Source organism: Corynebacterium suranareeae (assembly GCF_002355155.1).
Lineage (GTDB): Bacteria > Actinomycetota > Actinomycetes > Mycobacteriales > Mycobacteriaceae > Corynebacterium > Corynebacterium suranareeae.
Genome location: NZ_AP017369.1, coordinates 3,151,639 through 3,177,791 on the forward strand (window position 1 = coordinate 3,151,639; position 26,153 = coordinate 3,177,791).

24 protein-coding genes and 1 pseudogene are annotated in these 26,153 nt (G+C 51.9%); 8 read left to right on the forward strand and 17 right to left on the reverse strand.

Annotated features, from left to right (window positions below; genetic code table 11):
* Positions 1–9: 9 nt before the first annotated feature.
* A pseudogene (locus tag N24_RS16735) lies at positions 10–102 on the forward strand (F0F1 ATP synthase subunit B); the annotation flags it as partial.
* A 157-nt stretch (positions 103–259) separates the two neighbouring features.
* Here N24_RS16735 and N24_RS14505 read toward each other — a convergent pair.
* The 8 genes from N24_RS14505 to N24_RS14540 all read right to left on the reverse strand — a co-directional run bounded on the left by N24_RS14505 (position 260) and on the right by N24_RS14540 (position 8,646).
* A complete protein-coding gene (locus tag N24_RS14505) occupies positions 260–1,429 on the reverse strand; it encodes an FUSC family protein (RefSeq protein ID WP_096460276.1) in 1,170 nt (389 codons plus the stop codon).
* Positions 1,430–1,530: 101 nt separating this feature from the next.
* Positions 1,531–2,565: a class II fructose-bisphosphate aldolase gene (gene fbaA, locus N24_RS14510; RefSeq protein WP_096458656.1), complete on the reverse strand. Its 1,035-nt coding sequence runs from the start codon at positions 2,563–2,565 to the stop codon at positions 1,531–1,533.
* A gap of 247 nt (positions 2,566–2,812) precedes the next feature.
* A complete protein-coding gene (locus N24_RS14515) occupies positions 2,813–4,030 on the reverse strand; it encodes a glycoside hydrolase family 76 protein (RefSeq protein WP_167382136.1) in 1,218 nt (405 codons plus the stop codon).
* 89 nt (positions 4,031–4,119) lie between these two features.
* Positions 4,120–4,788 carry an RNA methyltransferase gene (locus tag N24_RS14520; RefSeq protein WP_167382137.1) on the reverse strand — a complete coding sequence of 223 codons (669 nt, stop codon included), beginning with the start codon at positions 4,786–4,788 and terminating at the stop codon, positions 4,120–4,122.
* A complete protein-coding gene (gene pyrE / locus N24_RS14525) occupies positions 4,775–5,329 on the reverse strand; it encodes an orotate phosphoribosyltransferase (RefSeq protein ID WP_096458659.1) in 555 nt (184 codons plus the stop codon). Before pyrE ends, N24_RS14520 begins: the two co-directional genes overlap by 14 nt.
* A 99-nt stretch (positions 5,330–5,428) precedes the next feature.
* The gene (locus N24_RS14530) at positions 5,429–6,727 is read right to left on the reverse strand and encodes a type III secretion system chaperone family protein (protein WP_167382200.1); all 1,299 of its coding nucleotides are present in this window, start codon (positions 6,725–6,727) and stop codon (positions 5,429–5,431) included.
* A gap of 43 nt (positions 6,728–6,770) precedes the next feature.
* Positions 6,771–7,595, reverse strand: coding sequence for a sulfurtransferase (locus tag N24_RS14535; RefSeq protein WP_096458661.1), 825 nt, complete (start codon positions 7,593–7,595; stop codon positions 6,771–6,773).
* A 328-nt stretch (positions 7,596–7,923) separates the two neighbouring features.
* Positions 7,924–8,646: a helix-turn-helix domain-containing protein gene (locus N24_RS14540; protein WP_096458664.1), complete on the reverse strand. Its 723-nt coding sequence runs from the start codon at positions 8,644–8,646 to the stop codon at positions 7,924–7,926.
* 201 nt (positions 8,647–8,847) lie between these two features.
* Here N24_RS14540 and N24_RS14545 point away from each other — a divergent pair, with 201 nt between their 5' ends.
* A complete protein-coding gene (locus tag N24_RS14545) occupies positions 8,848–10,227 on the forward strand; it encodes an MFS transporter (RefSeq protein WP_096458667.1) in 1,380 nt (459 codons plus the stop codon).
* A gap of 198 nt (positions 10,228–10,425) precedes the next feature.
* On the opposite strand, the gene N24_RS14550 is transcribed toward N24_RS14545, so the two are convergent.
* From N24_RS14550 to N24_RS14560, 3 genes are all read right to left on the reverse strand, one after another.
* Complete coding sequence (locus N24_RS14550; protein ID WP_096458670.1) at positions 10,426–10,827, reverse strand: DUF4265 domain-containing protein; 402 nt, start codon at positions 10,825–10,827, stop codon at positions 10,426–10,428.
* Between the two features lie 5 nt (positions 10,828–10,832).
* On the reverse strand, positions 10,833–13,391 hold the full coding sequence (gene clpB / locus N24_RS14555; RefSeq protein WP_096458673.1) for an ATP-dependent chaperone ClpB: 2,559 nt from the start codon (positions 13,389–13,391) through the stop codon (positions 10,833–10,835).
* A 295-nt stretch (positions 13,392–13,686) separates the two neighbouring features.
* Positions 13,687–15,036: a sodium/glutamate symporter gene (locus N24_RS14560; RefSeq protein ID WP_096458676.1), complete on the reverse strand. Its 1,350-nt coding sequence runs from the start codon at positions 15,034–15,036 to the stop codon at positions 13,687–13,689.
* A gap of 712 nt (positions 15,037–15,748) precedes the next feature.
* On the opposite strand from N24_RS14560, the gene N24_RS14565 reads away from it, so the two are divergent.
* Together N24_RS14565 and N24_RS14570 are read left to right on the forward strand one after the other, a co-directional pair.
* Entirely contained in the window at positions 15,749–16,936 is a 1,188-nt protein-coding gene (locus N24_RS14565) for an NAD(P)-binding domain-containing protein (RefSeq protein WP_096460287.1), read from the forward strand.
* Positions 16,937–16,946: 10 nt separating this feature from the next.
* The gene (locus N24_RS14570; RefSeq protein WP_096458679.1) at positions 16,947–17,990 is read left to right on the forward strand and encodes an LLM class flavin-dependent oxidoreductase; all 1,044 of its coding nucleotides are present in this window, start codon (positions 16,947–16,949) and stop codon (positions 17,988–17,990) included.
* On the opposite strand, the gene N24_RS14575 is transcribed toward N24_RS14570, so the two are convergent.
* Positions 17,987–18,466 carry a PLP-dependent transferase gene (locus tag N24_RS14575; RefSeq protein ID WP_231911033.1) on the reverse strand — a complete coding sequence of 160 codons (480 nt, stop codon included), beginning with the start codon at positions 18,464–18,466 and terminating at the stop codon, positions 17,987–17,989. The genes N24_RS14570 and N24_RS14575 overlap by 4 nt on opposite strands.
* Positions 18,467–18,525: 59 nt before the next feature.
* Entirely contained in the window at positions 18,526–19,095 is a 570-nt protein-coding gene (locus N24_RS14580; protein WP_096458682.1) for a helix-turn-helix domain-containing protein, read from the reverse strand.
* Positions 19,096–19,259: 164 nt separating this feature from the next.
* On the opposite strand from N24_RS14580, the gene N24_RS14585 reads away from it, so the two are divergent.
* Both N24_RS14585 and N24_RS14590 read left to right on the forward strand, forming a co-directional pair.
* On the forward strand, positions 19,260–19,706 hold the full coding sequence (locus tag N24_RS14585; protein WP_096458685.1) for an NAD(+)--rifampin ADP-ribosyltransferase: 447 nt from the start codon (positions 19,260–19,262) through the stop codon (positions 19,704–19,706).
* A 230-nt stretch (positions 19,707–19,936) separates the two neighbouring features.
* Positions 19,937–21,094 carry a 2-polyprenylphenol hydroxylase gene (locus N24_RS14590; protein WP_096458688.1) on the forward strand — a complete coding sequence of 386 codons (1,158 nt, stop codon included), beginning with the start codon at positions 19,937–19,939 and terminating at the stop codon, positions 21,092–21,094.
* 32 nt (positions 21,095–21,126) lie between these two features.
* Here the strand turns inward: N24_RS14590 and N24_RS14595 are convergent, their stop codons facing one another.
* Positions 21,127–21,408: a hypothetical protein gene (locus N24_RS14595; RefSeq protein ID WP_096458691.1), complete on the reverse strand. Its 282-nt coding sequence runs from the start codon at positions 21,406–21,408 to the stop codon at positions 21,127–21,129.
* A 111-nt stretch (positions 21,409–21,519) separates the two neighbouring features.
* On the reverse strand, positions 21,520–22,320 hold the full coding sequence (locus N24_RS14600; protein ID WP_096458694.1) for a carbon-nitrogen hydrolase family protein: 801 nt from the start codon (positions 22,318–22,320) through the stop codon (positions 21,520–21,522).
* Between the two features lie 92 nt (positions 22,321–22,412).
* On the opposite strand from N24_RS14600, the gene N24_RS14605 reads away from it, so the two are divergent.
* Positions 22,413–22,658 (forward strand): hypothetical protein, encoded by a 246-nt coding sequence (locus tag N24_RS14605; protein WP_096458697.1) that lies wholly within the window; start codon positions 22,413–22,415, stop codon positions 22,656–22,658.
* Entirely contained in the window at positions 22,658–23,794 is a 1,137-nt protein-coding gene (locus tag N24_RS14610) for an alpha/beta hydrolase (RefSeq protein WP_096458700.1), read from the forward strand. Before N24_RS14605 ends, N24_RS14610 begins: the two co-directional genes overlap by 1 nt.
* Before the next feature lie 58 nt (positions 23,795–23,852).
* On the opposite strand, the gene exaC is transcribed toward N24_RS14610, so the two are convergent.
* Both exaC and N24_RS14620 read right to left on the reverse strand, forming a co-directional pair.
* A complete protein-coding gene (gene exaC / locus N24_RS14615) occupies positions 23,853–25,373 on the reverse strand; it encodes an acetaldehyde dehydrogenase ExaC (RefSeq protein WP_096458703.1) in 1,521 nt (506 codons plus the stop codon).
* A 321-nt stretch (positions 25,374–25,694) separates the two neighbouring features.
* Positions 25,695–26,135: a heat shock protein transcriptional repressor HspR gene (locus tag N24_RS14620; protein ID WP_096458706.1), complete on the reverse strand. Its 441-nt coding sequence runs from the start codon at positions 26,133–26,135 to the stop codon at positions 25,695–25,697.
* Positions 26,136–26,153 lie beyond the last annotated feature (18 nt).

A 26,153-nucleotide genomic window follows, 5' to 3' on the forward strand; every position in this document is an offset into this window, starting at 1 on the left:
GGAGCCAGTATGGCTGCACTGCCCCTAGAAGCAGGCAACAACATCCTTACACCACCGCTATATGACATTGTGTGGTCGTTGTTTCCACTTATTTTCCTCATCGCATCCATCACGATCGCGGTGGTGGAATATAAGAAGAATAAAGACTGGGTCACCGCGCTGGGCTGGGGCGCTCTCACGTTATTCGTTCCCTTCATCGGGTTTGTGGTTTGGGCTGTGACCTCTCTTGTTCTGCGCTCAATAAGAAATGCTCAAGCAGCTAGTCTTCCTCATCCCACAACTCTGGCGGATACGCCGGACTATCAGAGGTAGGCACCAACACAGCCACGGCTGATTCCCGGGACATGCCACAAATCTGCAAAAGATCCACGATGATAGACCGCGACTGCGCCAAAATTACTTGAGCTGATAAGACCCGATCCTCCGCAATCTCTTCTCCGACTTGGCTGCCTAAATGACGCAAGCGGTTTACTAATTCGGGGATCTCTAACGCTTCACTGATTTCTTTGTGTCGTTCATAAAGATCAGAAAGACGCAACGCGATATCGGCGATTTCCTCGATCACATGAATCTGCTCATTACTTACCGTGTCGTTGTCTTCAGATAACACCACCGCACGGCGAGCCAGCACTCTAGCATTTCTGATCACATTATCTACCGGTGCCAAAATGCGATACAGCGAACGCACCCTGCCTCTATCTCCCCACAAAAATGGCGATACAGTAGTTGCTTCTTTTCCAGAGGAGGCAGCTGTTTCCAGCTTGTTCACTGATGCCTGCGAGTTCCTCAATGCTTCCAATGCATGATTGAGTTTGGCTGCATCATTTTCTCGAAGCGATACCGCCACATCTTCCAACACACTGGCTGCAATCCCCAACACATTGGCTACCTGGTGTCTACCGGCATTCAACGGCGATGTCGGAAGAATCGCAATGACCAAGATGCCCACTGCACCACCGATGAAGGCATCAATCATGCGGTCAATACTGCCGCTATCCCCTGGTGGGAACATGGTGGCAATGAGGATTCCACCAATCGCCATTTGATTACTTACTAAGGGCGCTGGTGAAACAAAAGACGCAACGAGCAGTGCTAGTCCCACAACGACAAAAATCTGCCAATAGCCAGTACCGATCTGCATGACCAGCAAATCTCCCAGACCAACACCAAGGGAGCAGCCCAATGTCAGTTCGGTGGCTCGCTTGATGCGGTCACCACCTGAAAGACCCAAAATGATCACTGCTGACATTGGCGCAAAAAAGGGTGCTTCATGCCCTGCAACTTCTACCGCAAGCCAAAAAGCAATACCTGCACCAATTGCAGAGTGGACAATAAACAGCAGTCGGGAACGAACCCGCAGCAATCTATTGCGTAGGGACTTATCCAGTTCAGACAGTCTGGCGATCGTCCCCAGTTTCTTCTTTGCCATGAAATCAACACTAGCGATACGCAATCTCGCAAGCGTGAAAAGACACCAAAAGGGCAGATCCTTTTATCGGGATCTGCCCTTTTGAAAGTGTTTAAAAGACTTTACTTAGCGGTGGTCTTTCCAACAGACTTAAGATCCTGGCAGGACTCAATAACGCGCTCAGACATGCTTTGCTCAGCCTTCTTCATGTAAGAACGTGGGTCGTAGACCTTCTTGTTTCCTACTTCGCCGTCGATCTTGAGGACGCCGTTGTAGTTTTCAAACATGTGAGAAACGATTGGACGGGTAAATGCGTACTGGGTGTCAGTATCAACGTTCATCTTGATAACACCGTAACGCAGTGCCTCTTCGATCTTTTCCTTCTCGGAGCCTGAGCCACCGTGGAAAACGAAGTCGAATGGAAGAGCATCGTCGGAAAGGCCCAGCTTCTTACGTGCCACCTGCTGGCCCTCAAGAAGAACCTCTGGACGCAGCTTGACGTTACCTGGCTTGTACACGCCGTGGACGTTGCCGAAGGTAGCAGCAAGCAAGTAACGGCCCTTTTCACCGGTGCCGATGGCATCGATGGTCTTTTCAAAGTCCTCTGGGGTGGTGTAAAGGTTTGCGCCAGCCTTAGCCTCAACGCCGTCTTCCTCGCCACCGACAACACCGATCTCAACTTCCAAGATGATGTTTGCTGCCTTGGCCTTAGCCAGCAGCTCTTGTGCGATTTCAAGGTTCTCATCGATTGGGACTGCAGAACCATCCCACATGTGGGACTGGAACAGTGGAAGCTCGCCACGGTCGACGCGCTCCTGGGAGATAGCCAGCAGTGGGCGAACGTACTCGTCCAAGACTTCCTTCTGGCAGTGGTCAGTGTGCAGCGCTACGTTAATGCCGTAGCTCTTAGCTGCCTCGTGGGCGAAAGCTGCAAGAGCAACCGCACCCTTGACCTTGTTCTTTACTGCCAGGCCGGAACCGAACTCTGCACCACCGGTGGAGAACTGGATAATTCCGTCAGATTCAGCCTCTGCGAAGCCCTTCAGAGCTGCGTTGATGGTTTCCGAGGAGGTGCAGTTGATAGCTGGGAAAGCGAATCCGCCTTCCTTTGCGCGATCGAGCATCTCATTGTAGACCTCGGGAGTTGCGATAGGCATAAGGTGTCTCCTCCAAAAGGTGACTGTCACTGAACTGTGTATGTAATTTCTTCATGCGTGCGCATGATGAAGCGCGAACTGATAAACCCACAATCAAAATGTCTGATTATGTTTGACCAAACATTGTTTGTGGCATCTTCAGTCGCCCATAGCCAATTATGCCTGCATCACTCCCCTTTTGTCGTGTGATATTTCCATCAACCTAAGGAAAATGTAAAAGTGCAGGTCAAGACATACACTAACGGGGCTATATTGCTCGTCCGGTGTAGCTGTTGCCGTTATTTTCTAGTTCTTCAGCCACTTTTGCGGCTGCTTCCATGAGCATCCAACCGGACAATTGCACCGAAAGATCACGCTCATCCACACGCACCACACTGACCAAATCGTTCAAACTTGAGGAACTTAAGCCAAAGTTTTGTGGCAATCGGGCATCAGTGGTCCAGTCTGTGGCAAACACAGGAAGTCCATCAACTTCCAATCGGTGGTTCCACACGCTTTCCGCGGATTCTAAAACAAGACGGGCTGCTACCTTCTTGGTTTCGCGGTTGGTTGGGGAATCATCAGGCAACCTAATGGCAACATCGGCTAAGTACCGGACCAAAATTCCCTTAAATAACCCGCCATCACCATCGCCGGTATCCCAATCGATCACGCCGTGAAAGTTAGTCATCTTTCGGGAAACCGCTTGGACGGTGGCGTGGATGTGGGCGAAGTACTTCAAGGAATCTTCAGCCTTGTCTGCATCCGACCAGTGATCTACCACAGTGGTGGTCAGCCCGGCGCGTTCACGCAACTTCAACGCAATTTCCAAACATGCTCCAATGGCCACACCCTGGCAGTAGGGGTGGATATTGCGCACGAGTTCAGGGCCGTGCATGCGCATGCGCAAACCGTCCATCACTAGTCCGTCATCATCGATGAGGTTGTCAAAGATCCAATCGGTGATCGTCATGGCTTCTTCCAAACGTCCAGTGCGCGCCATCATGATGGCAGCTGGACCGTTGGACGGCACGTTGTAGAAGGTTTCCCCTGAACGCCACGGCAGCACACCTGTTAGGGAATCAATGCCATCGACGATGTTTTGCTCAAGCGGTGCGAGGTTTTTTGGCGTGCGAACTTTTCTTACTTTTCCAGCACGCCCCAAAGCAAGCGCTAACCACGCTTTGTCATCGTAATAGCGGTTGGAGGTTAACTTGCCGATGTTTCGGACAGAAATTCCACGAATGGTATCTCTGATTCGGTCACGGCGAGCTTTGGTGGTGCGTCTTCTGGCAGCATCCACAAGACAATCTAAATAGTGCGCCTGCCACCAGTAATGCCAGTGGATAAACAATTTTTCCTTGGCGTTGGCAGGCCATGCCACGAATCCAAGGTTTGTTCGGGGCACGCCCCATACCCTAGCGGAGTGCCTTTCATTAATGGCGGATTCCGCTAGGTCAGCTCTGTTTACCCATTTGTCTAACACTGAGTGTTTCTTCGCTCCAATGCAGGTGTTGCACAACTAAATACGACACCCAAAAGTATAACGAAACTCTAACGATCTAGTAGGTAAATTTACCAAGCTTGCGACAAATCGGCATGCTGACGAATCCATGCATGCATGGCAATACCTGCTGCTACACCTGCGTTAATCGAGCGAGTGGAACCAAATTGAGCAATTGAACACGTCATTAGTGCCCCTGCACGCGCAGCTTCGGTAACACCAGGACCTTCTTGACCAAACAACAGCAGGCAATCTTTTGGCAACTCAGCAGTTTCCAACGGCACAGAACCTGGGGTGTTATCGATGGCAACGATGGTTAGCCCTTCAGCAATCGCCCACTGAAGCAGTGAATCCACATCCGGATGGTGCATTAAGTGCTGGTAGCGATCAGTGACCATCGCTCCCCTACGGTTCCATCTACGCCTGCCCACAATGTGGACGGTATCTACCGCAAACGCATTGGCCGTACGCACAACGGTGCCGATATTGGCATCGTTTTCAAAATTTTCGATCGCTACATGCAAACTGTGGCGGCGGGTATCGATATCCTCAACAATCGCCTCACGAGTCCAATAACGATAAGCGTCAACAACGTTGCGGCGATCACCCTCGTCGAGGAGGGTGGCGTCGAAAAGCGGGCTTGTAGGCCTGGGCACGCCAGGGTTTTCCTCTTCCCATGGGCCTTTACCCACGCGGGACTCACCCCACTCGGTGGGGCCGGGGGTGTTAGTTGAGTCCAAGATCAGAAAGCCCCAGCAAGCTGCGGTATGGAAGGCCTTCGGCGGCGATGACCTCATCTGCACCAGTTGCACGGTCCACCACAGTGGCCACGCCAACTACTTCAATTCCGGCTTCACGCAGCGCGGCGACTGCAGTCAACGGGGAGTTTCCGGTGGTGGTGGTATCTTCCACCACAAGCACCTTCTTGCCTGTGAGATCCGGACCTTCGATGCGACGCTGCATGCCGTGCTTCTTTGCCTCTTTGCGCACAACAAACGCGTTGATCTCACGGCCATCGGCATGCATGATCGCAGTAGCCACTGGATCCGCACCCAAGGTCAACCCACCTACGGCGTCATAATCCCAATCCGCAGTCACCTCACGCAGCAACTGGCCAATCAACCGAGAAGCACGCGCATGCAAGGTAGCGCGACGAACATCAATGTAATAATCCGCCTTCTTACCTGAAGACAAGGTAACTTCACCGTGAACAACAGCAAGTTCCTTGATTAGTTCTGCAAGCTCAGCGCGCGCTTGTGCATTAATGGATGGAGACGACATGAAAGTAGCCCAGCCCTTTCCCTTTTTTAGATAACGAGGTTTTATCCGCTTTGTTACAGCATAGAACCTCGGGTGGACACGACTAAAAAGAAGTTGTTTTTACCACTTCGTTGGAGGCTCATCAGTATCATCAGAATCTTTAAAAATACTGGACTGACCATTAAGATCACGAACCACCCGTGTGCCATACAGATCATTCGGTCGCTCTGGATCACCTTCCGCGATTGACTCCACATCATCTGCGCCTAAGGAACACGGTTCTACAACACCACGACTTTCCTGCACACCTCGCACCGGCATCTGCAAAGGCTCCTCCGGCCTGATCACCAAGGGCTGCGACAGGTCTTCTTCTGAAGCATTGGGGACAAATTCCGGTTTCTCAGGTTCTTCTGGCTTCAACCGGCTGGGCTCAAAATGCTTCAACTCCAAACTGTGAGCACGCGCCGACCTCGGAGGCAACGTAAACGATGCATCCGTCAGCAGCGCCAACGGCTGCAAAATATCTTCCCAATCCGCAGGAGTCGACCCCTTGATTGTCTCTGCCAACACCCAATCAGATTCCATCCACACCGCTGTCACAGCTTCAGGCATCGCATCCAATCCGACACGAATACGTTCATCGACAAACCGTTGCGCAACCCCAGCCACATTGCTGAGCAGGCGGAATCCAGACACCGTATCGACTTCTACCAAATCATCAGACTCTTCACGGTCAGGATCATTCGGTTGCTCACCCCGGCGCGCATCGATAACCACATCAGAGGTAATTCCGCGACGCATCGCCATCACAGGCACACCCGCCAAATCCACAAGATGCGTTTCATAGCCTTCAGCCATGCCGCTGACCACATCACGGGCCACAGCACCCGTCGACGCCGCCCCCCTTGACCATTCATCGGTTAAAAAGGCATCTTCTTTAATGAAATCGAAGTGATGCTTTGCCGCCCAATTCTTGCGTTCGCGGCGCTGCGAACCAGGGAAAGAACTCAAAAAAGAATGCTTATCGACGCCCCGATGCTCCTCATCCGCCACCACTTCAGGGGTGTCCTGGTTTTCTGGTGGTTCCAGTGCCTCTGGTGTTTCTGACGCTTCTGGGGTTTCCGGGACTTCTTCAACCTCAGGTAACTCGGCCAATGCGTCTTCCACATCAGTGTCGAGCTCTGGAGAGTCATCGAAATAAATGTCTTGAGCATGGTCTGGCTCAGGTTCCGGCTCTAGTTCCGGTTCTGGCTTAGGCTCAGGCTCTGGTTCTATTTCAGGCACAGCTGTTTCAACAGGCGCTTGCTTTTCTGCCTGTGGCGCTGCTGATTTAGCCGTCTGCTTAGCCGAGTCAGCACGCCACAGCATGATGCCGGCCACCAGAATTAAAGCGGCGATGATCAAGACACTTATTTCCATCACATCTCACACCTTACTGGCAGTGCGTACTCAAACCAGAGTTTTAGGTCTCAATAGGGTTTTTCGGATTCGCGCTCCACTGCGACCAACCCGCAAAATAGTGGCTCGCCCCGGTGATTCCAGCATGTTCCATACCAGCCAATAGTTGTGAGGAATGGTTACCAGAGCCAGAGTAAACAATGACGTTTTCTCCGCTGGTCACACCCTTCGCTGCAAAAATTGCGCGAATTTCCTCAGGGGATTTGAACGTAAAATCCTCCTGCAACAATGACTTTGCGTTGATATTGATCGCGCCTGGGATGTGTCCAGATTTTAGATCCAACTTCTCACTGCGCCCCGCATAACGATTTTCATCACGCGCATCAATCAAAATACCTTGGTGTGCTTTGACATCATCGATCGTCGAAATTGGCAACTGCCCCGGATTGGGCCTCACATTGCAAAAGTATGGGAAGTTTCCAGGCCCACCAGCTTGGCCGAAATTAAATTTGTCCCATTTTTCAAAACCACCATCCAAAAGCCGCACATTCGGCATGCCGGCCCAGCGAAGAATCCACCACGCTCGTGCTGCATAAAGACCACGACCCTGATCGTAAAGTACGATCTCACGATCAGTATTCAAACCCCATTTTCTAAAAGAACGCTCCAACAAATTGATAGGCGGCAAAGGATTTCGACCATCTGACGAAGAAGGAAGACCTGCAAGTTCAGTCGCGGGATCACAAAAAATAGAAGTTGGGATGTGTTGGGAGCAGAACACTGTATGGCCTGCCCCTTCCAACGGTGCCCAGAAGGCGGCAAGAACTGTTTGTTTTTTACCAGCGTGGATTGATTCAGCAAGGGTGGACGGAGAAATCAACACGGTCATATCCACGAGCCTATGCGTTTATTCCACCTCGTGCAGCGCAGAGCACACAGGCGATTTAACGTGTTGAGTTTTCCCAAATGGGCCTTTGTATGGTCGAGCTTTGTTTAACCCCTTAGAAACGATTCTAGAGAGTGTCTATTTTGGGGCCAGTGGGTCAGATGTGAAACCTGAAAGGTTGCTGATCAAGAATCAGATCACCTAGCACAAGTGAATCTTAAAATCGAACGAATTTTTGCATCACGCCTCCACTTTAATGCAAAAATTCGACCAAAATCGCGAATTCACCTACGAATCGGAACAAATTTTCGCCTATATGTTCCCTTAACCCTTATCGCCAGCCACTGGTGAGGTAATCTGCCTCCTCAAACATGTGCAGGCTGTGCAAATCGATGACAAGCTGCACCGGCGCCACAAAATTCAAACCATCCTGGGTGTAACTTCCCAGCAATTCAGTAGCAGTCGAGGGGACCAGAATAAGATCAGCGTCCTCAACATCAGTTACTACAACGCCGAGGCTGGAAAAATCTAGGTCAGCAGCTGGTTCATGCCACACAATCGAGTTTCCTTCCAGCAGCTTTCCGATAATCACCGTTGCGGTCGCCGCACCCGAAAGCGCCCATTTGATGCCACGCTGTTGGAAAAATTCCGGGAGTTCCGCAAGGCCGGTGGGGTGTAGTTTCACAAAGTGGGCATCAGGGCGATAAGCAATGCCTTGTAGCGTGCCGGCTTCAGAAACCAGGGTGAGAGGATCGTTGATATTCCACCGGTCGAAGCGTTTCAGCCAGGCGAGAATTTCTAAATTGTGAGGATTTTCTGGGACGGAATCGTCGATAAGCGTTCTCGCCGCTGCGGCCGCAAAAGGATCGCACGCATGGTGCGCGTCTACCGTAATATCAAGGCCGAGCGCCAGCGCGACCTCGCGCAAAGTTGACAGCGTGGGCTCACTGGTGCCATCGCCGACCCTTTTAAGAGTCGAGCGCGAGACACCGGAACGCCTGGAAATGCGAGTAGGCTGCTCCGCGGCGAGCGCAATGAGATCATCGATGTTCACACCACACCATGCTAATCTTCCAGGTTTTTCGCCCACGCACCGGCCAAAGCTTTTCGACGCCTCCCTCCCTCAGCCACTCGCCTACGCGGGAAAATTGCGGTATTTTTAGCAGACGCTGTTCTACGGTTTTTAAGACATCACTTGGGATGTTTTACGGGCGGTCGACCAGGGTTTTCACTCCCCACAATCAGGAGATACCCCTTGTCTACATTTCATAAAGTTTTACTCAACACCATGCTGGCCAACGTCACCACAGGTTTTTTATTCTTCGCCGTGGTGTTTTGGATGTATCTCTCCACCGGCGATGTCGCACTAACTGGCATTGTCAGCGGAATTTACATGGGACTTATTGCAGTATGTTCCATATTTTTCGGCACTGTTGTTGATCACAATTTCAAGAAAAACGTCATGGTGTTTTCCAGCACCACCACGCTCATCTTCTACTGCTTAAGTGCAGTTGTGTGGGTGTTTTGGCTCGACGAAGACACCTTAAGCATTGGAAATACTGCGCTGTGGGTGTTTGTATCCTGCATCCTTGTGGGCTCCATTGTAGAACACATGCGCAACATCACGCTGTCTACCGTGGTGACACTTCTTGTCCCCGAAGCTGAACGCGACAAAGCAAACGGCCTGGTTGGCGCTGTTCAAGGTGTTGGATTTTTGGTCACCAGCGTCATTGCAGGTTCTGCCATCGGATTTTTAGGCATGGAAGTCACCCTCTGGATTTGCCTGGCCCTTTCACTGGTTGCGCTGCTACATCTACTGCCGATCCGCATCAACGAACCTGAAATTATCACCCAGGAAGAAGCCCAACTAACACTTGGCGACGACACCATCCCCACCCCTGCATCTGATCTATCAGTTGTATCCAAAGGCATCGACATCAAAGGCTCAATGAAAATCATCTTGAGCGTGCCGGGCCTACTCGCCTTAATTTTGTTTGCATCATTCAACAATCTGATCGGTGGCGTGTACTCCGCCCTCATGGATCCCTACGGTTTGGAACTTTTCAGCCCACAACTCTGGGGCCTACTGCTTGGTCTCACCAGCTTAGGTTTCATCATTGGCGGTGCCGTAATTTCCAAAACTGGCTTGGGTAAAAACCCGGTGCGCACCTTGCTGCTCGTGAACGTTGGTGTGGCATTCGTAGGCATGCTCTTTGCCATCCGCGAATGGTGGTGGCTCTACATTCTTGGCATTTTCATTTTCATGGCGATCACTCCCGCCGCCGAAGCAGCTGAACAAACAATTCTGCAACGCGTGGTTCCATTCCGTCAGCAAGGACGCGTATTCGGATTAGCCATGGCTGTAGAAATGGCAGCCAACCCACTATCGACAGTGATCGTGGCAATTCTGGCCGAGGCCTACCTCATCCCATGGATGGCTGGTCCCGGCGCGGAAACATTCTGGGGAATAATCCTTGGCGACGGCACCGCCCGCGGCATGGCCTTAATGTTCCTCGCCTCCGGCGCAATCATGCTGGTTGTCGTACTGCTGGCGTTTATGTCCAGGTCCTACCGCAAACTCAGCCAGTACTACGCCACCACGCATCAAGACCTTGCCGGATCTGCTGAGAAGTAGGGGTGATCGTGGGGCCAACTTTTAAAACCAAACCGGCGTGCCAATAATTTCTGAAATGTGAAATCTTTGTCACGCCTGTTTGGTCTTTGCGGTGCTGCCCGAAATTTGAACCGAGGCCTCCGAAAAAGTGCCCTTCCAAAATCGCTTCTAAGAGCCTTTTAAAGCGCTAGTGATACAAATGTATGTTTGAGACTTCTTCTAGAGAGCCCGGAAGATCACACCTTGAGCATGTAGATCATCAAGGAGGTTTTCTAAACCATGCTTTGGGGAATCAGGTGCGATATTGACCGTCAACATTTCTGTCATCGGGGCTTCAACATACAATCCCAGTGATTCCAATTGGGCGCGCACATGGTCGGCGGCGATGGCGTCGACAAGCACTCGAAGTGTTTTGTTTCCGCCAGCGACCGCCACGTGTTGAAATTCCAAGACTTCATCAACATGGTGTGCCCGTACGACATCTCCTAGGGCACAATCCTGGGCGACGGCAGGAAGGGTGGCTACAAGGTAGTAGCCTTCAGCAAGCGGTTCTACGCCTACCTCTTCAGATTCCACTCCCGGGACATCCAGTGGAATGCGCAGCTTTTCCTGCTTGCCCACGTGTGTTAGACCGCCCTGGAGACGTCGAGCTTCTGGCCGCCGTCGGCGACGTCGACAAGCACTGCATCGCCATCGCGGACGTTGCCTGCCAGCAATTCCTTAGCCAAGGTGTCACCGATGGCCTGCTGGATGAGCCTGCGCAATGGACGAGCGCCATAGGCAGGATCATAACCACGCTCAGCCAACCAGGACTTCGCGCTATCACTCACACGAAGTGCAAGCCTGCGGTTTGCCAAACGGTCAGTGAGCTGCTTGATCTGGATATCAACGATGCTGGTCAGCTGCTCTGGCGACAGTGGATCAAAGATCACGACATCATCGAGACGGTTGACAAATTCAGGCTTGAAGGCCATCTTCACAGCGTCCATCATCTGTTCGCGCGTACCGCCCGCACCCAGGTTGGAGGTGAGGATCAAGATGGTGTTGCGGAAGTCCACGGTGCGGCCTTGGCCGTCGGTGAGCCGTCCTTCGTCGAGAACCTGCAGGAGGATATCGAAGACATCGGGGTGGGCTTTTTCAACTTCGTCGAAAAGCACCACGGTGTAGGGGCGGCGTCGAACTGCCTCAGTGAGCTGTCCACCTTGGTCGTAACCGACATATCCTGGAGGGGCACCGACCAAACGAGCAACCGAGTGCTTCTCACCATATTCAGACATATCGATGCGGATCATGGCGCGATCATCATCGAAGAGGAACTCTGCAACAGCCTTAGCAAGCTCTGTCTTACCAACACCTGTTGGGCCAAGGAAGAGGAAGGAACCGGTGGGTCGATTTGGATCGGCAACACCAGCACGTGAACGACGCACCGCATCAGACACTGCCGTTACTGCCTCCAGCTGACCGACCACACGGTTGCCCAAGACACGCTCCATGTTCAGAAGCTTTTCGGTCTCACCCTGCATCATCTTGCCTGCTGGGATGCCAGTCCATGCGGAGACAACATCAGCGATCGTATCCGGAGTGACTTCCTCGGTGAGCATGGCGTTTTCATTGACCCCCACCTTGGATTCGGCTTCTTCGATCTGCTTTTCCAGCTCAGGAATCCGGCCGTAGCGCAGCTCTGCGACACGTCCGTAGTTACCGTCACGTTCTGCAATATCGGACTCAGAGCGTAGAGATTCCAGTTCTTCCTTCATCTCACGGACATCATCAATCGCAGACTTTTCATTTTGCCAACGAGCCTTCAACTCAGAGAGCTTCTCACGTTCATCGGCAAGTTCAGAGCGCAGCTTTTCCAGGCGTTCTTTAGAAGCGGCATCTGATTCCTTGGAAAGTGCCATCTCTTCAATCTCAAGGCGACGAACAATACGCTCGAGCTCGTCGATTTCTTGAGGTGAAGAGTCAATCTCCATGCGCAGACGTGACGCAGCTTCATCGACTAGGTCAATAGCCTTGTCTGGCAAGAAACGGCTGGTGATGTAGCGGTTAGAAAGCTCAGCTGCAGCAACCAATGCGGAGTCCTGAATGCGGACACCATGGTGAACCTCATAGCGCTCTTTCAGTCCACGAAGAATACCCACGGCATCTTCTACAGTTGGCTCACCAACATAGACCTGCTGGAACCTACGCTCTAAAGCGGCATCCTTTTCGATGTACTTGCGGTACTCATTTAGCGTGGTAGCACCAACCAAACGCAGCTCACCGCGGGCAAGCAATGGCTTGATCATGTTTCCGGCATCCATGGCGGATTCACCAGAAGCGCCAGCACCAACAATGGTGTGCAGCTCATCAATGAAGGTCACTACCTCACCGTTAGCTCCCTTGATCTCATCAAGAACAGCCTTCAAACGCTCCTCGAACTCACCACGGTACTTTGCACCAGCAACCATGGAACCCAAATCAAGACTGATGAGGGTCTTACCCTTGAGGGATTCTGGAACGTCTCCTGCAACAATGCGGCGAGCAAGGCCCTCAACGATGGCCGTCTTACCCACACCGGGCTCACCAATAAGAACAGGGTTGTTCTTGGTACGACGGCTAAGGACCTGGACCACGCGGCGAATTTCCTGGTCACGGCCAATAACAGGGTCAATCTTGCCTTCACGAGCAAGCTTGGTCAGGTCAGTTGAGTACTTTTCCAAAGCCTGGAACTGGCCTTCAGGATCCTGAGTGGTCACACGCTGCGATCCGCGAACAGAAGGAAAAGCTTCCTTGATGGCATCATAAGTTGCGCCCTTCTTAGTTAACAGATCAGCAGCATCTGACTTTCCGCGCGCAATACCTGCCAGCAGCACTTCCGTTGAAACGTACTCATCGCCTAATTCACCAGCAAGCTCCTGAGCTGCAGTAAACGCATTGAGTGCATCCCGGTTGAAGTTAGGGTTAGCCATATTGGCGCCCGATGCCTTGGGGTAGGAATCCACCAACTTCTTGGCCTCTGCAAGAACGTCCTTAGGCTCCACACCCGTAGCCGTGAGCACTGGGGCTGCCACACCATCAGACTGCTCTAGGATGGCCACCAACAGGTGGGCTGGGCGGATATCGGGGTTACCAAGCGAGGATGCCTGCTGAAGTGCGGCCTGCATGGCTTCATTTGTTTTGGTAGTTGGATTGAATGAACTCATCTTGTCATTGCCCTTTCTTTTTAACGGGCGCCAACCTACACACAATTTGTGTTGATCTCAGTTTCCTGCAGGTCAAGCGCCATTATTTAACTCTCTACTATCTATAACGCACAAAGAGTTGAGTATGTTCCACTCAAGTTTAAAAAAGTTAAAAATAAATTGAGCGAACTGCAGTCAAGTTTAAGTTCTAGCCGCCAAGTACGCATCAGGGTTAACCCGTAACTTTGATGGTACGTGGGGGAAGGCGTCGAAAAGCAAAAAGCGCCGGACACTCAGGGCCCGACGCCAACCACCTTTATTGCGGCTTACCTTCTCCGCGGACGTGTCCGCGCTCTGGCAGCCACTTCAGACCCCACGCGAGGCCTAAAATTACGATCGCAATAATAAGCGAGGCCCAACCAAGCCCCATGGTAAAGCCAGTGAGCACCGCAATTGGCGCGATGATCGTCATGCCGATTTCAAACGGAGCGAAACCGATATACGCCACGCCATACTCATTGAGCGTTCCCGACTTCAATTTGGGATCAACAATCTTCAGCAAGGCGATACCAGTTGCCACCGCCGCGGTTGCCCAACCCCAACCAAAGATCGCGCGCTCCAACCACTTTTCACCAAAGAAACGCGGAGCAACCCAGAAAAAGAAGAAACAACAATAAATAGTACCCAACACAAACAGCACCACGAGAGGCACCCAATAATCAGCAATCGCGGCAGGCGCAATGGATGCAATACCAAACGCGATGAGATAATCCGTCGCTGCGCCGGATACTGAATTAACAGTCTCACGATCCAAATACTCAGGCTTCTTCAGCGCGCGCATAATGCCCATACCCACGATGCCAACCACAAACGACATGGCGAAAAGCGGAATGGAAACGGTTGGGAAAATCTCACCGAGCCACTGGTTAATCGAATACGCAACCGCAACCGTGAGCAAAATGATGCCAGTGTGCAGCGCTAACGGCTCAATCGCCGAAGGATTAGTGCTTGCTTTACCGATCGATGGACGTTCACTGAGCTTATCGATATAACCCGAACGCAAATCCCACGGCAACTGCGCAGGCATCGCCGCAGTCTTACCCTTCTTAATGCCCCACGTTGTGAAAATGATTCCACCAACAATCGCAGCGAACGTACCAACTGTTGCCGAAGTAAAGCCCAAAGACATCGCAGCTTCTGCACCCGAAGACTCCAACGCAGTGCCCACCGCAGCAGCGGTACCAAAACCACCAACGAAACCAACCGGCAACATCATGCCGAACCACTCTTCGGTACCCCACACCGGCTGGAACAAAAACAGTCCCAACAAAATAAACAGGCCCCACTGCCCCACAAACATTGCCGTGGAATACGCCCACATCGTCTTCATGCCAGTACGCACACCACGATCAAACTTCATGGAATACGGCATCGCCGCAAACACAATCGCAATCAACACAGTGGTGTAAGTAGAAAGATGATCAGACCAACCAATCAGCCCCAACACCTTAGGGCCCAAAATCATGCCAATCAGACCAGCAGTAATAGAGGAAGGAATGAGCAAAGTCTGGAAAAATGGGATCTTCCGGCGCATGATATTGCCGATAATCATCAATCCCGAAATCCACCCCACATCGAGAATCAGATCAAACGGTGTGTACTCCATACCTAAAGCACTTCCTTCCACTTTTTCATAGAAATCCTTCTTTTAAGGTTTAAATGTCTTCAGCCGGGTTCGGCTTTTTGTGTTTTGCCGCCTATGCTTTTCGACGCTTAGTTACTCTCTGATCAGTGCGTGATTGCAACTCTCAAAATTGTTGAACAAAACACAACTACCCTAGTCGAGTGGCTCGGATCTTCCACATTTCCTATACGAGGAAACGAAATTTGCGGGGATTAGCAGCACGATTGAATTCGTAGCGCGATTCGGGTTGTATTTCGGATTATGTTTCGGGTCTTTGTGGCCACGCATGCAACGGGACCACAAAGACCCCAAAACAGGAAACGCCTAATCGCCGATTTAAGAGGTTGAATTTTCGGAATGAGCACAAGTATGGATGCGGGCATTTGAGGCGCTTAGAAACGATTCTGTGAGGTCAATTTTTTCGGGGTCTTGATCTTAAATTTGGCGCACTCAAGACAAACCAGACACAGATGCCAAGGATTTGGATTTTTAAGAATTTTTGGCACGTATGTTTGGTTTCGACCTCCCCAAACCGGACTGACATGACAAGAATTCCTCAAAAGTGAAAATCTTGGCACACCAGTTTGGTTTTGAAATTCCCCGGCCCTTAAACCACCGCACGCCACCACGAATCCCCCAAAAACCCATCAAGCGCACACGCCCACAACACAAACCCCATGCTACAATTGTTGATATGTCAACTAATTACGCGCCAACCAATTACGCAGCAATCATCATCGGAGCCGGTCAAGCAGGACTCGCGGCAGCACACGAACTTTCTCGCCGAGGACTAACACCCGGCAAAGATTTCCTCGTTCTCGATTCCAACGACGGGCCCGGCGGTGCCTGGCGGCATAGATGGGATTCACTTACTTTAGGAAAAGCCCACGGCATCGCCGACCTTCCAGGACTGCCCATGAAGCGTCCCGACCCCAAAATTCCAGCTTCTAAATTAGTAACCGAATATTACGGAGCGTATGAAGAGGAGTTTTCCTTCGCAATCGTGCGCCCGGTGAAGGTCTCCCGCGTTGAGCCCACCTCTCCTGATCCCACGAGTCTCCTACGCGTGAGCAGCGAGGACGGCCGGGAATGGACCACCCGAATGGTTTTAAACGCAACCGGCACGTGGACCAATCCTTATGTTCCTTATATTCCAGGCATTGATAAATTCCAGGGCAAGCAGCTTCATACCGTTAATTACCGCAAGGCGGAGGACTTTAAGGATAAGAAAGTCCTGGTCGTGGGCGGTGGCTTGAGTGCAGTGCAGTTTTTACTGGAGTTAGAAGGCTTGGCGGAAACTACCTGGGCGACGCGTCGTCCGCCGAACTTCACCCAGCGCGAGTTCGACGCCGGCTGGGGTCTTGCGGTTGAGCGCGCCGTCCGTGAGCGCACATTTAACGGAATCGCGCCAGCAAGCGTTGTGCGCACCACAGGCATTCCACAATGGCCCGACTATCTTGACGGCGTCGATCGAGGCCTGATTGTCAGCCGCGGCATGTTCGATGAAATTACGCCCACCGGAGTAATTTTCGGCGAGCCTCCCGCCACCTCTGCAGAAGGTTTGGGCCCGTCAGCAGGCGCAACGCTGGCAGTTCCGCAAAGCTGGCAACCATTCCCTGCTGGCACGCAACTAGACGTCGACGTCATTTTCTGGAACACCGGCTTCCGCGCCGCGCTACGCCACCTCTCACCGATGAAACTGCGCGGGCAAGGGCGCGGCATCGAACTAATCGACGAGGTCAGCCCCGCCTCCGACGCCCGCATACTGCTCGTCGGCTACGGCTCCACCGCATCCACGGTCGGCGCCACCCGCGCGGGCAGGATTGCTGGCAAGGTTGCGGCTAAAAGATTGCTTGTCGACGCCTCCCCTCACGTAAATTAAGGTAAATAAAATGAAAGCATTCGGGTTTTTAAGCTTCGGGCACTATCAAATAGGCCACGAACGTTCCATGTTGAAACAAGCATTGGAATTAGCAAAAGAAGCAGACGCCATTGGAGTAAATGGCGCCTACTTCCGGGTTCACCACTTCGCTCCTCAAGGAGCATCACCAATGCCCCTCCTTGGAGCCATCATCGGCGCCACCAAACACATTGAAGTAGGTACTGGCGTAGTGGACATGCGTTATGAAAATCCCCTACATCTTGCCGAGGAAGCAGCAGCATTGAACCTGCTTGCCGATGGCCGAGTAGCACTTGGAGTGTCCAGGGGATCACCAGAACCAGCCGACAAGGGTTGGGAAGCATTCGGCTACGACGGCGGCGATGATCCTAAAGCTGCTGGCATGGCACGCGAGAAATTCCTTCGTTTCTTAAACGCTATTGATGGTCACGGCATGGCTGTCGCATCCGAGAATCAATACCCACGCCTCTACCATCCAGGCACTCCTTTGCCGATCTTCCCCCATGATCCTGACCTGCGGAAATCTATTTGGTGGGGCGCTGGATCTCACAACACAGCCGAACAGGCAGCACGTGATGGTGTCAACCTCATGAGTTCCACTTTGGTTGCTGAAGCTACAGGTCAGTCTTTTGGTGACCTGCAAGCAGATCAAATTGCGTTCTACCGGCAGGCATGGAAAGAAGCTGGACACGATTGGACTCCTCGTGTGTCTGTGTCCAGGTCAATCTTCCCCATCGTCACAGACCGCGACCGCGAGCTATTTGGACTTCAAGGACAAGGTGGCGATCAAATTGGCATCTTGGATGACGCTCGATCCACCTTTGGCCGAAGCTACGCCGGAAGCCCTGATGAGCTTATTGATCAGCTCAAGGAAGACAAGGCTGTGATGGAAGCCGACACGTTGATGCTGACGGTTCCCAACCAAATGGGTGTCGAGGTCAACCTATCTATTCTGAAGAACTTCGCCGAACATGTAGCTCCGGCACTCGGATGGCAACCAAACACAGAAGGCCTGGTCACCGGTTACGAGTTCTAACCCAGGACTTTGTCGATTGAGGCGTTGAGGTCTTCCCACAGATCTTCAACGTCTTCAATTCCTACCGAAACGCGGCAAAGGGTCATAGGTACTCCTGCCGCCACTTCAGCATCCCACCTGGTGCGTCGTTCAATTGCTGTTTCCACACCACCCAAACTGGTCGCGTGGGTTAACAGTGACAGGCCTTCGAGAATCTCATCAGTTCGTTCAGGTGTTGCATCAAGCTCAAATGACAACATGTTTCCGCATCCAGAGGGTAGAACTCGCACAGCTTTTTCATGTTGGGGATCATCTAAAAGCCCTGGATAATCAACGCGGGTAACCGAAGGATGCGCATTTAGTCGACGCGCAAGCTCCGCTGCGTTGGATTCTGCTCGATCAAGACGCACAGCTAAAGAATGCAATCCCCGGAGAGCAAGAAACGCTTCAAGTCCTCCCGGTACCGACCCATGATCGTGACGGTGAGTGGACGCCACGCAGGGTTGATAGGTACAGATGGTGGGTAAAAATTCATCAAGCTTCCTTACTTGTTATATCAAGTACGAGGTACACGCTTGTCCAAGGCAACTAAATACCTCGTGGTTACGGTGGTGGGATTAGCAAAGACGGTGTCTCGCGGAGGCCCAAACCGTAGACAATCCCCCGTTGAAAGTTCGTGGACCTCTTCACCTTCAGTAATACGAACGGATCCTTCGAGCACCCAGACCAACTGATCCATGAAACGGTAAGCATCCGCTGGGTAGCCAACTTCTGATCCTGGAGGCAGCATTACTTCCACTAGTTCTAGTGGCGATTCTGACGGCTGTGACACTGCACGCCGTGTGTAACCGGTAGCTGGATCTGTCCATACAGGCTGCTTTGACCGCCGAGTGAGCCGGTCATGACCGCCTTCAGCTTGTGCAATGAGCTCTGAAAGAGTCATACCCAACGCACCGGAAAGGCGTCCAAGTAATGCAGCGCTTGGTTGCGCCTCTGAGTTTTCTACGCGGGAAATCATTGCTCGTGACACACCGGAAGATTCAGCTAACGCCGAGATGGAGAGCCTGCGTTGGGTTCGTGCGTCGAAAAGCGCTTTGGCGAGAGCTTCACTTAGATCGTCTTCCATGCAGACAATAATGTCACTTTAAGAACAATTTTGTCTACTATGAGAACATTTTTAGAGAAAGTAGGCTGGTCCGCGAGAGTAGCATTGGGTTACACAAAGTGGGTCGAGTCACGGGGCTCGGAAGACTACGATGATTTACTCACCTACCGAAAGCGCTAACCGCAATGAATAATCAACTAGATCAGGGGCCCTTTTTCCACGGAACAATAGCGCAGCTTCAACCTGGCGACCTCCTTAAACCTGGCCATAAGTCTAATTACCGCCCTGAAATCATCATGAATCATGTTTATTTCACCGCTTTGGTTAATGGCGCTGGGCTTGCTGCCGAAATCGCTGCTGAATTAGACGCCGGCCTATCGGACGATGTCTCTATTCCCCGGAAAACTCCCCGGGTTTATGAAGTGAAACCTTTGGGAAGTTTTGACAACGATCCCAACGTGACCGACAAAAAGTTTCCAGGCAATCCAACGAGGTCTTATCGCAGTGACGAACCGTTACAGGTCATTCAAGAAATCACCGACTGGACACGATTAACCCCTGAGGCACTATCGCAGTGGAGGGAAAGATTACGCAAGATTACCTCCGATAAGGGCGGAGAAATCATTAACTAGCTGCACCGTTCAACATTAGTGAACGTTCAATATTGATGAACGCAGCTCTATAGTCATTTTGAGCTTCTGCCACTCGGCAAGGTTACGGCAATTTTGTCATTCTCGACGGTTTGAGGGCTTCTTGCGAGGAAGGAATGGGAGAGGAGGGAGGCGTCGAAAAGCAAAAAACGCCTGACACGCGTAGCCGTGGCTGCGCACCTTTTACCCTGATTAGGTGCACAATAGGGAGTGTGACACCTCGCCCTGTTTCTTCTGTTGCGCGACTCGTTGAGGATAACGCGCAAGATTTTCTTCGTGCCGTTCAGGCGAAACTTTTAACGCTCGCGCCGCAGGCTCGTGGGCATTTTCCCACTGCGGATGATGCGACTCATATCAGCATCGCTGAAATGGTGAGTGCGCTGTTGGAAGGCACTGGCGAGGAGGGGAAAGTCGATGACAAAACACTGGAGTTTTTTAAAGAAGCAGCCTTGGATGCGCGTCGATTTGGTCTAACCCCAGAAATACACAGCGCTTTGGGTGAGGCCGTGCGCAGCGAATTAGTGTCATTATGCGCGGACCTTCCCTTTGAAAATGTGCTGTTTGCCGAGCGTGCAATTGCTGCAACTACGGCTGTCTCTATCGAGGCGGTTCGTGAGGCTGATGAGGCGCACATTCCCGCGTCATATCAGGCAGAAATTGTAGAAGTGGAAAAGCGCAGCCGTAGGTTCACCGTCGTGCGCATGCAAGCTGAAACACAACTTCCCTACCTGCCGGGACAATATCTTGCAGCAACTGCGGATTTTCTCCCCAATACCTGGCGCTACCTGTGCCCTTCCATCCCGACCAACGAATGGGGGCAGGTGGAGTTTCACATCCAATCAGACGCAGATGATATCGCTGGACTTTTAGCCACCACACGCCCTGGCGATAAATGGCAGCTTGGCCCCGGTCGTGGTGATTTCGGACAAAGTAAAATTAGTTCCGGCAATGACTTGTTATTTATTGCCCATGGAACCGGCCTGGCACCTCTTCGCGCCTACATGTTTGAGCTGATGAACCAAGCAGCACCTCCACGTTTGCACTTTTTCGTCGGTGCCGACTACCCCGGTGAGCTCTACGAACTCACCGGCATGTGGAATTTTGCAGCAGCCAGCCCATGGCTTTCTGTCGTACCAGTGTCAACGCATGACAAGGATGCGTGGTGGGTTCAGGCCACCGAAGCATCGCAGCCACCTCGGGGTTTGCATTTGCACCAAACGGGTTCGATGGCAAAAATCGTCACCGAAGCAGGTGCTTGGGCGGACCGCAACGTGTTAATTGCTGGCCCTGAATCGTGGGCTCGGGATGTGCGGCGCGCGATGATTAGGCGTGGAACTCCGGCCCAACAGATTGAGATTTTGGGGTTCTAGGTTTCCTGGGGTGGTCTTTAGGTTTTCTGACCTTACCGTTCTCGCCGTTCTTGCTGTTCTTGCCCCTCTTGTCTAGCAGCAACGCCGTCTTCAATCATTCGACGAATTACAGATTCCGTCGACTCATTTCTTTCGGCTGCTCTGCTTCGAACCGATTCCAAGACGGAAATAGATAGTCGGACAGTAAAAGAGTCCATAGGTTCACTCGCACCGGATGGCTCTACAAGTGCGGTGGAAGTTTCTGCCTCACGTGCTTCTTCGGAAAAATCGCCGGAATCATAATATTCCGCTAGGTCCCTCAACTTGTCGCTCATCGCTTTCCTCCTTGCTACCAATCTTTAGCAGCTATAACGCCGTTGTGCCCGTCGAGTGACTCATTCTGGAGACTTTTTCAACAGACTGTTTCAGCAGCGCCGAAAATAGACCTAAAGAACAGGCAACGCCTCCCGAATTTTAGCCAAACCGCTGACATCAATATCCGCGATCAACATTTCTGGCTCATACCCCGCGCTAGCAATTACCTCACCGTGCGGGTTTGTCACCATGGAATGCCCGATCCCGGTTGGGCCTTTTCGTTCTTCACGTAATTCTTCTGGAAGTCGTGCTTGCCCACACGCTACGATCCAGGAGGTGGAATCCAGTGCACGCGCACGAGGTAGCACTTGCCATTGTTCCAATTTTCCGGGGCCATCTTGCCACGACGTTGGAACCACAATTATCTGCGCACCTTTGCGGGCAAGGTCTTTGAATTGTTCGGGGAATCGAATGTCATAGCATGTAGCCACGCCAAAACTGATCCCATCAATCTCAAATACCACCAGCTCATCGCCTGGTTTCACGGTATCCGATTCCCTATAACCAAACGCGTCATAGGTGTGAATTTTGTGGTATCCCTGATGCAATCCAGCGCCACTAATAAGCACAGTGTTGTGTACTCGCGAAATGGTTTTGTCATCGCGCTGCACGGTATCAGCCGGGGTAAACATGCCCGCAATAATGACAACGCCCAGCTCATCAGCTAATTTTCGTACCGCAGTGGAGAATTCTCCATCTAATTCCTCCGCCTGAGTATCAAGGCGCCCGGTGCCAAAACTTTGCGAAGTCGCCTCCGGAAACACCAGCACTCTGGCCCCTTGTTCCGCGGCTTTTACAGCGGCATCGCGCAGCAGGGCGAAATTGTCCATCTTATCGGAATTCGTTGAGATCTGAAGCAAAGCAATACGCATAATCCACAGCCTAGGCGCTTTGCCCAAAGTTATACACAGGTTTGCGCAACCACTTCTTGCCCAAAATTGCCCAAACCATTTGAATCGGCATTATGCACCTACGAACAGATCTTCCAGGCCACCTCGTCCACCACAACATCGACTACCCCAGCCCAGTGATTAAATGCAGGCCCAGCCACACGGCCGCCGCGCTCAGCAGCGCGGATCAGCACTGGCGTTTATTGCTTTTCGACGCCAACCTCCACCTTCACCATCACCTTTCCGATATGCGCACAGTCAGCGAAAAGATGCTCGATATCGATCAAGAACTTAGCCGATCACTAGAACGGATATTGTGATGCTTGCGCTTAAAAGCTCAGAATTAGAAAACATTGCCACATCCCTTGCCAGTGTGGCTGGTGTCCTCAAGGAGGCAAACACTGACCGGCTGGAGTCGTGGAGAAATTTAGAAACCATGACGTCGGCCAGTTCCTTACTGCAGGGCTTTACCCGGCTGGTTGACTACAACCGGCCAACTGTACACATTGTGGAACAAATGCAAAGAGCATCCTCCACACTTTTTGATACCGCAGATTTCCTGCGCACACTGGAAGCCTATGTAGATTTCCTAGAAAAACGAGCTGATAATTCCATAACGCTCACCGTCATACTGCGCTATATTGCCAGTTTAAGCGGTCTTTTGGATTTCATGTGCGCACGCGAGATGAACGCTTTGTGCACCTCAAGCACGCTTTCACCGTTGAAGAAGTTGAGTGATTTTGGCACTCTCCCAGCATCCTCAATCCATGAATTTCACCTTGTCAACGCTCCACCTGAGATCCGCGAACTAGCAGAAACCAATCCCGATATGCAGATCCTAGAAGCTGGTGATGGCTTACTTGTTGCATCGTTCGGAGATATCGATAGTTCCAGTGCCGTCACCACATTTGTCGCAGGAGTAGGATCCTCTAATCCAGATGGGTGGAACACGTATTTAAACCGTGCTCGAACCGTGGCAGCTTCAACTAATTCCGCATCAGTGTTGTGGCTGGGATACCAAGCACCAGACTCGATTCCTGCAGCTGTTTCTGGAGCAGCCGCCCGCAATGCAGCTTCTGATCTCCAAGGATTTCAAGCTGCTTTACACGCTAGAAATCCCCATCAACGAAAAGTAGTAATGGGCTATAGTTACGGCTCCACTGTCGTGGGAAAGGCCGCATCTTCCGAAGATTTCCATGCTGATGCTGTGGTCTTAGTGGGCAGTCCCGGCGCGGGAGTTTCCCATTCATCACAACTTAGTGCCCCGGTATATGCAGTGACTGGAAATGCTGATCCGATTGGTTTTGCTGGCACACAATATGGTGGCATCCATGGTGCTGATCCCACCTCAGCCCTCTTTGGGGCAACTGTTTGGGCATCTTCCTCAACACATTCTGGGTATTGGGACGACGAAGAATTCTTACAAAAAGTAGCGGAGGTGGTGCAGGAGAAATAAGGAAAGCCACCGAACACATGGTGTGCGCGGTGGCTTTCTAGGGGCTATGCCTGAATTATCAGAATAGTCCGGTTGGGTTTGGATCGTAGGAAACCAGCAAGTTCTTGGTCTGCTGGTAGTGGTTGAGCATCATGAGGTGGTTCTCACGGCCGATTCCGGACTCCTTGTATCCACCGAAAGCGGAGTGCGCTGGGTAGTTGTGATACTGGTTGACCCATACGCGACCAGCCTGGATTGCGCGTCCTGCACGGTAAATGGTGTTCTGGTCACGGCTCCAGACACCGGCACCAAGTCCGTAGTTGGTGTCGTTTGCAATGCGGATTGCCTCGTCGAAATCGCTGAAGGTCGCAACAGAGAGGACCGGTCCGAAGATTTCCTCACGGAAGATCTTCATATCGTTGGTTCCACGGAACACGGTTGGCTCAATGTAGTAACCGTTATCCAGACCATCAATCTTGTTGACCTTGCCACCGGTGAGGGTTTCAGCGCCTTCCTCTGGGCCGATCTTCAGGTAGGAGGAAATCTTATCCATCTGCTCCTGGGAAGCCTGAGCACCCATCATGGTTTCGGTATCAAGTGGGTTACCCAGCTTGATGTTTTGGACACGCTTCACGCCCAACTCGAGGAATTCATCTGCGATGGACTCATGGACAAGTGCGCGGGAAGGACAAGTACAAACCTCACCCTGGTTGAGTGCGAACATCGCGAAACCTTCAACCGCCTTTTCGGCAAACGCATCCTTTTGCGCCAGAACATCTGGGAAGAAGATAGATGGAGACTTACCGCCAAGCTCCAGGGTGACTGGAATGATCTTGTCGGATGCAGCGCGGTTAATCAGCTTACCGACCTCAGTGGAACCGGTGAAGGCGATCTTGCCAATGCGGTTAGAACCTGACAGCGCTGCTCCTGCTTCGCTACCGAGGCCGTTAACAATATTGACCACACCCTCTGGGATTAGATCGCCAATGATGTTGAACAGGTACAAAATTGACGCTGGGGTCTGCTCAGCTGGCTTCAGCACAATAGCGTTACCTGCAGCAAGTGCTGGCGCCAACTTCCAAGTAGCCATAAGAATTGGGAAGTTCCACGGAATGATCTGTCCGACAACACCAATTGGCTCATTGTAGTGGTAGGCAACAGTGTTGTGATCAATCTGTGAAGAGCGGTCCTCTTGTGCACGAATAGCACCAGCAAAGTAACGGAAGTGATCGATTGCTAGTGGGATATCAGCAGCAAGGGTCTCTCGGACTGCCTTTCCGTTTTCCCAGGTCTCCGCAACTGCGATTTCTTCCAGATGCTCTTCCATGCGATCAGCAATACGGTGCAAAATCAGTGCACGTTCTGCGACAGAAGTTTTACCCCATGCATCGGCGGCTGCATGTGCAGCATCCAGAGCAAGCTCCACGTCGGCTGCGGTACCACGGGCGACCTCACAGAAAACCTCACCAGTGACAGGTGAAATGTTTTCAAGGTACTGGCCCTCTACTGGTGGAACCCACTTACCACCGATGTAGTTTTCGTAGCGCTTTTCATAGTTAACGATCGAGCCTTCAGTTCCTGGATTTGCATAAACAGTCATTGGGTCTCCTTTGGGCCGCCAACATCTAGACACTTATGTGCGTTAGATGACACTAAATTAACGGATGTGACAGCGGGCACATTTGCACGCTTAGCAGCCACCATATTCACGAAACTCAATCCGCGCTAGAACTCATTTAGTTTCTACCCCCATTTCCTTAAAATTTTTGCAGTTCAAGACACCTTAAGGAATTAATTTATTACCCCCTTTTGGGATGGTTATATCTAATTTGAAGCAATTCAACACAAAAGCAGACACCTCCTTCGCTTAAATGGAGGTGCCTGCTGAATTTGTGAGAAAGTGGCGTCGAAAAGCGTGCTTTTATCTGGAACGCCCTTTGCGGCGTTCCCACATGACGACCGCCGTGGAGCGTGGCACATGGACCAGCTCACCGCGCGGACGACCGCTACGCAGCTGGTCTTTGAGCTGCTCATTTTCCGCTTTTGCCTTGCGCAGAGACTCTTTGAGGTTTCGGTTTTCTTCACCGAGCTCAATGATCGCCTTAATCCCGGCGAGGTTGACGCCTTCTTCCTGGCTGAGATGTTGGATTTTTCGCAATAATTCCACATCAGCGCGGGAGTAGCGGCGCCCGCCTCCGCGAGTTCGCATCGGAGTCACCAAACCCATGCGGTCATATGTCCGCAGGGTTTGGGCATGCATGCCAGCCAGCTCGGCTGCGACAGAGATAACGAAAACTTCCCCGTGAAAATCGGCGCGATCAAATTGACCATCAGCAGCAGAATCTTTCGGTGTGGATGCCATATTTCGTCACCTCCTTTC

Bases quoted from the DNA above. Each gene is read 5' to 3' on its own strand.
- fbaA (WP_096458656.1), bottom strand. From the start codon at position 2,565: ATGCCTATCGCAACTCCCGAGGTCTACAATGAGATGCTCGATCGCGCA.
- N24_RS14605 (WP_096458697.1), top strand. From the start codon at position 22,413: ATGCACCTACGAACAGATCTTCCAGGCCACCTCGTCCACCACAACATC.
- N24_RS14530 (WP_167382200.1), bottom strand. From the start codon at position 6,727: ATGGAAATAAGTGTCTTGATCATCGCCGCTTTAATTCTGGTGGCCGGC.
- pyrE (WP_096458659.1), bottom strand. From the start codon at position 5,329: ATGTCGTCTCCATCCATTAATGCACAAGCGCGCGCTGAGCTTGCAGAA.
- N24_RS14565 (WP_096460287.1), top strand. From the start codon at position 15,749: ATGTCAACTAATTACGCGCCAACCAATTACGCAGCAATCATCATCGGA.
- N24_RS14610 (WP_096458700.1), top strand. From the start codon at position 22,658: ATGCTTGCGCTTAAAAGCTCAGAATTAGAAAACATTGCCACATCCCTT.
- clpB (WP_096458673.1), bottom strand. From the start codon at position 13,391: ATGAGTTCATTCAATCCAACTACCAAAACAAATGAAGCCATGCAGGCC.
- N24_RS14505 (WP_096460276.1), bottom strand. From the start codon at position 1,429: ATGGCAAAGAAGAAACTGGGGACGATCGCCAGACTGTCTGAACTGGAT.
- exaC (WP_096458703.1), bottom strand. From the start codon at position 25,373: ATGACTGTTTATGCAAATCCAGGAACTGAAGGCTCGATCGTTAACTAT.
- N24_RS14535 (WP_096458661.1), bottom strand. From the start codon at position 7,595: ATGACCGTGTTGATTTCTCCGTCCACCCTTGCTGAATCAATCCACGCT.
- N24_RS14580 (WP_096458682.1), bottom strand. From the start codon at position 19,095: ATGGAAGACGATCTAAGTGAAGCTCTCGCCAAAGCGCTTTTCGACGCA.
- N24_RS14570 (WP_096458679.1), top strand. From the start codon at position 16,947: ATGAAAGCATTCGGGTTTTTAAGCTTCGGGCACTATCAAATAGGCCAC.
- N24_RS14600 (WP_096458694.1), bottom strand. From the start codon at position 22,320: ATGCGTATTGCTTTGCTTCAGATCTCAACGAATTCCGATAAGATGGAC.
- N24_RS14585 (WP_096458685.1), top strand. From the start codon at position 19,260: ATGAATAATCAACTAGATCAGGGGCCCTTTTTCCACGGAACAATAGCG.
- N24_RS14595 (WP_096458691.1), bottom strand. From the start codon at position 21,408: ATGAGCGACAAGTTGAGGGACCTAGCGGAATATTATGATTCCGGCGAT.
- N24_RS14560 (WP_096458676.1), bottom strand. From the start codon at position 15,036: ATGGAGTACACACCGTTTGATCTGATTCTCGATGTGGGGTGGATTTCG.
- N24_RS14620 (WP_096458706.1), bottom strand. From the start codon at position 26,135: ATGGCATCCACACCGAAAGATTCTGCTGCTGATGGTCAATTTGATCGC.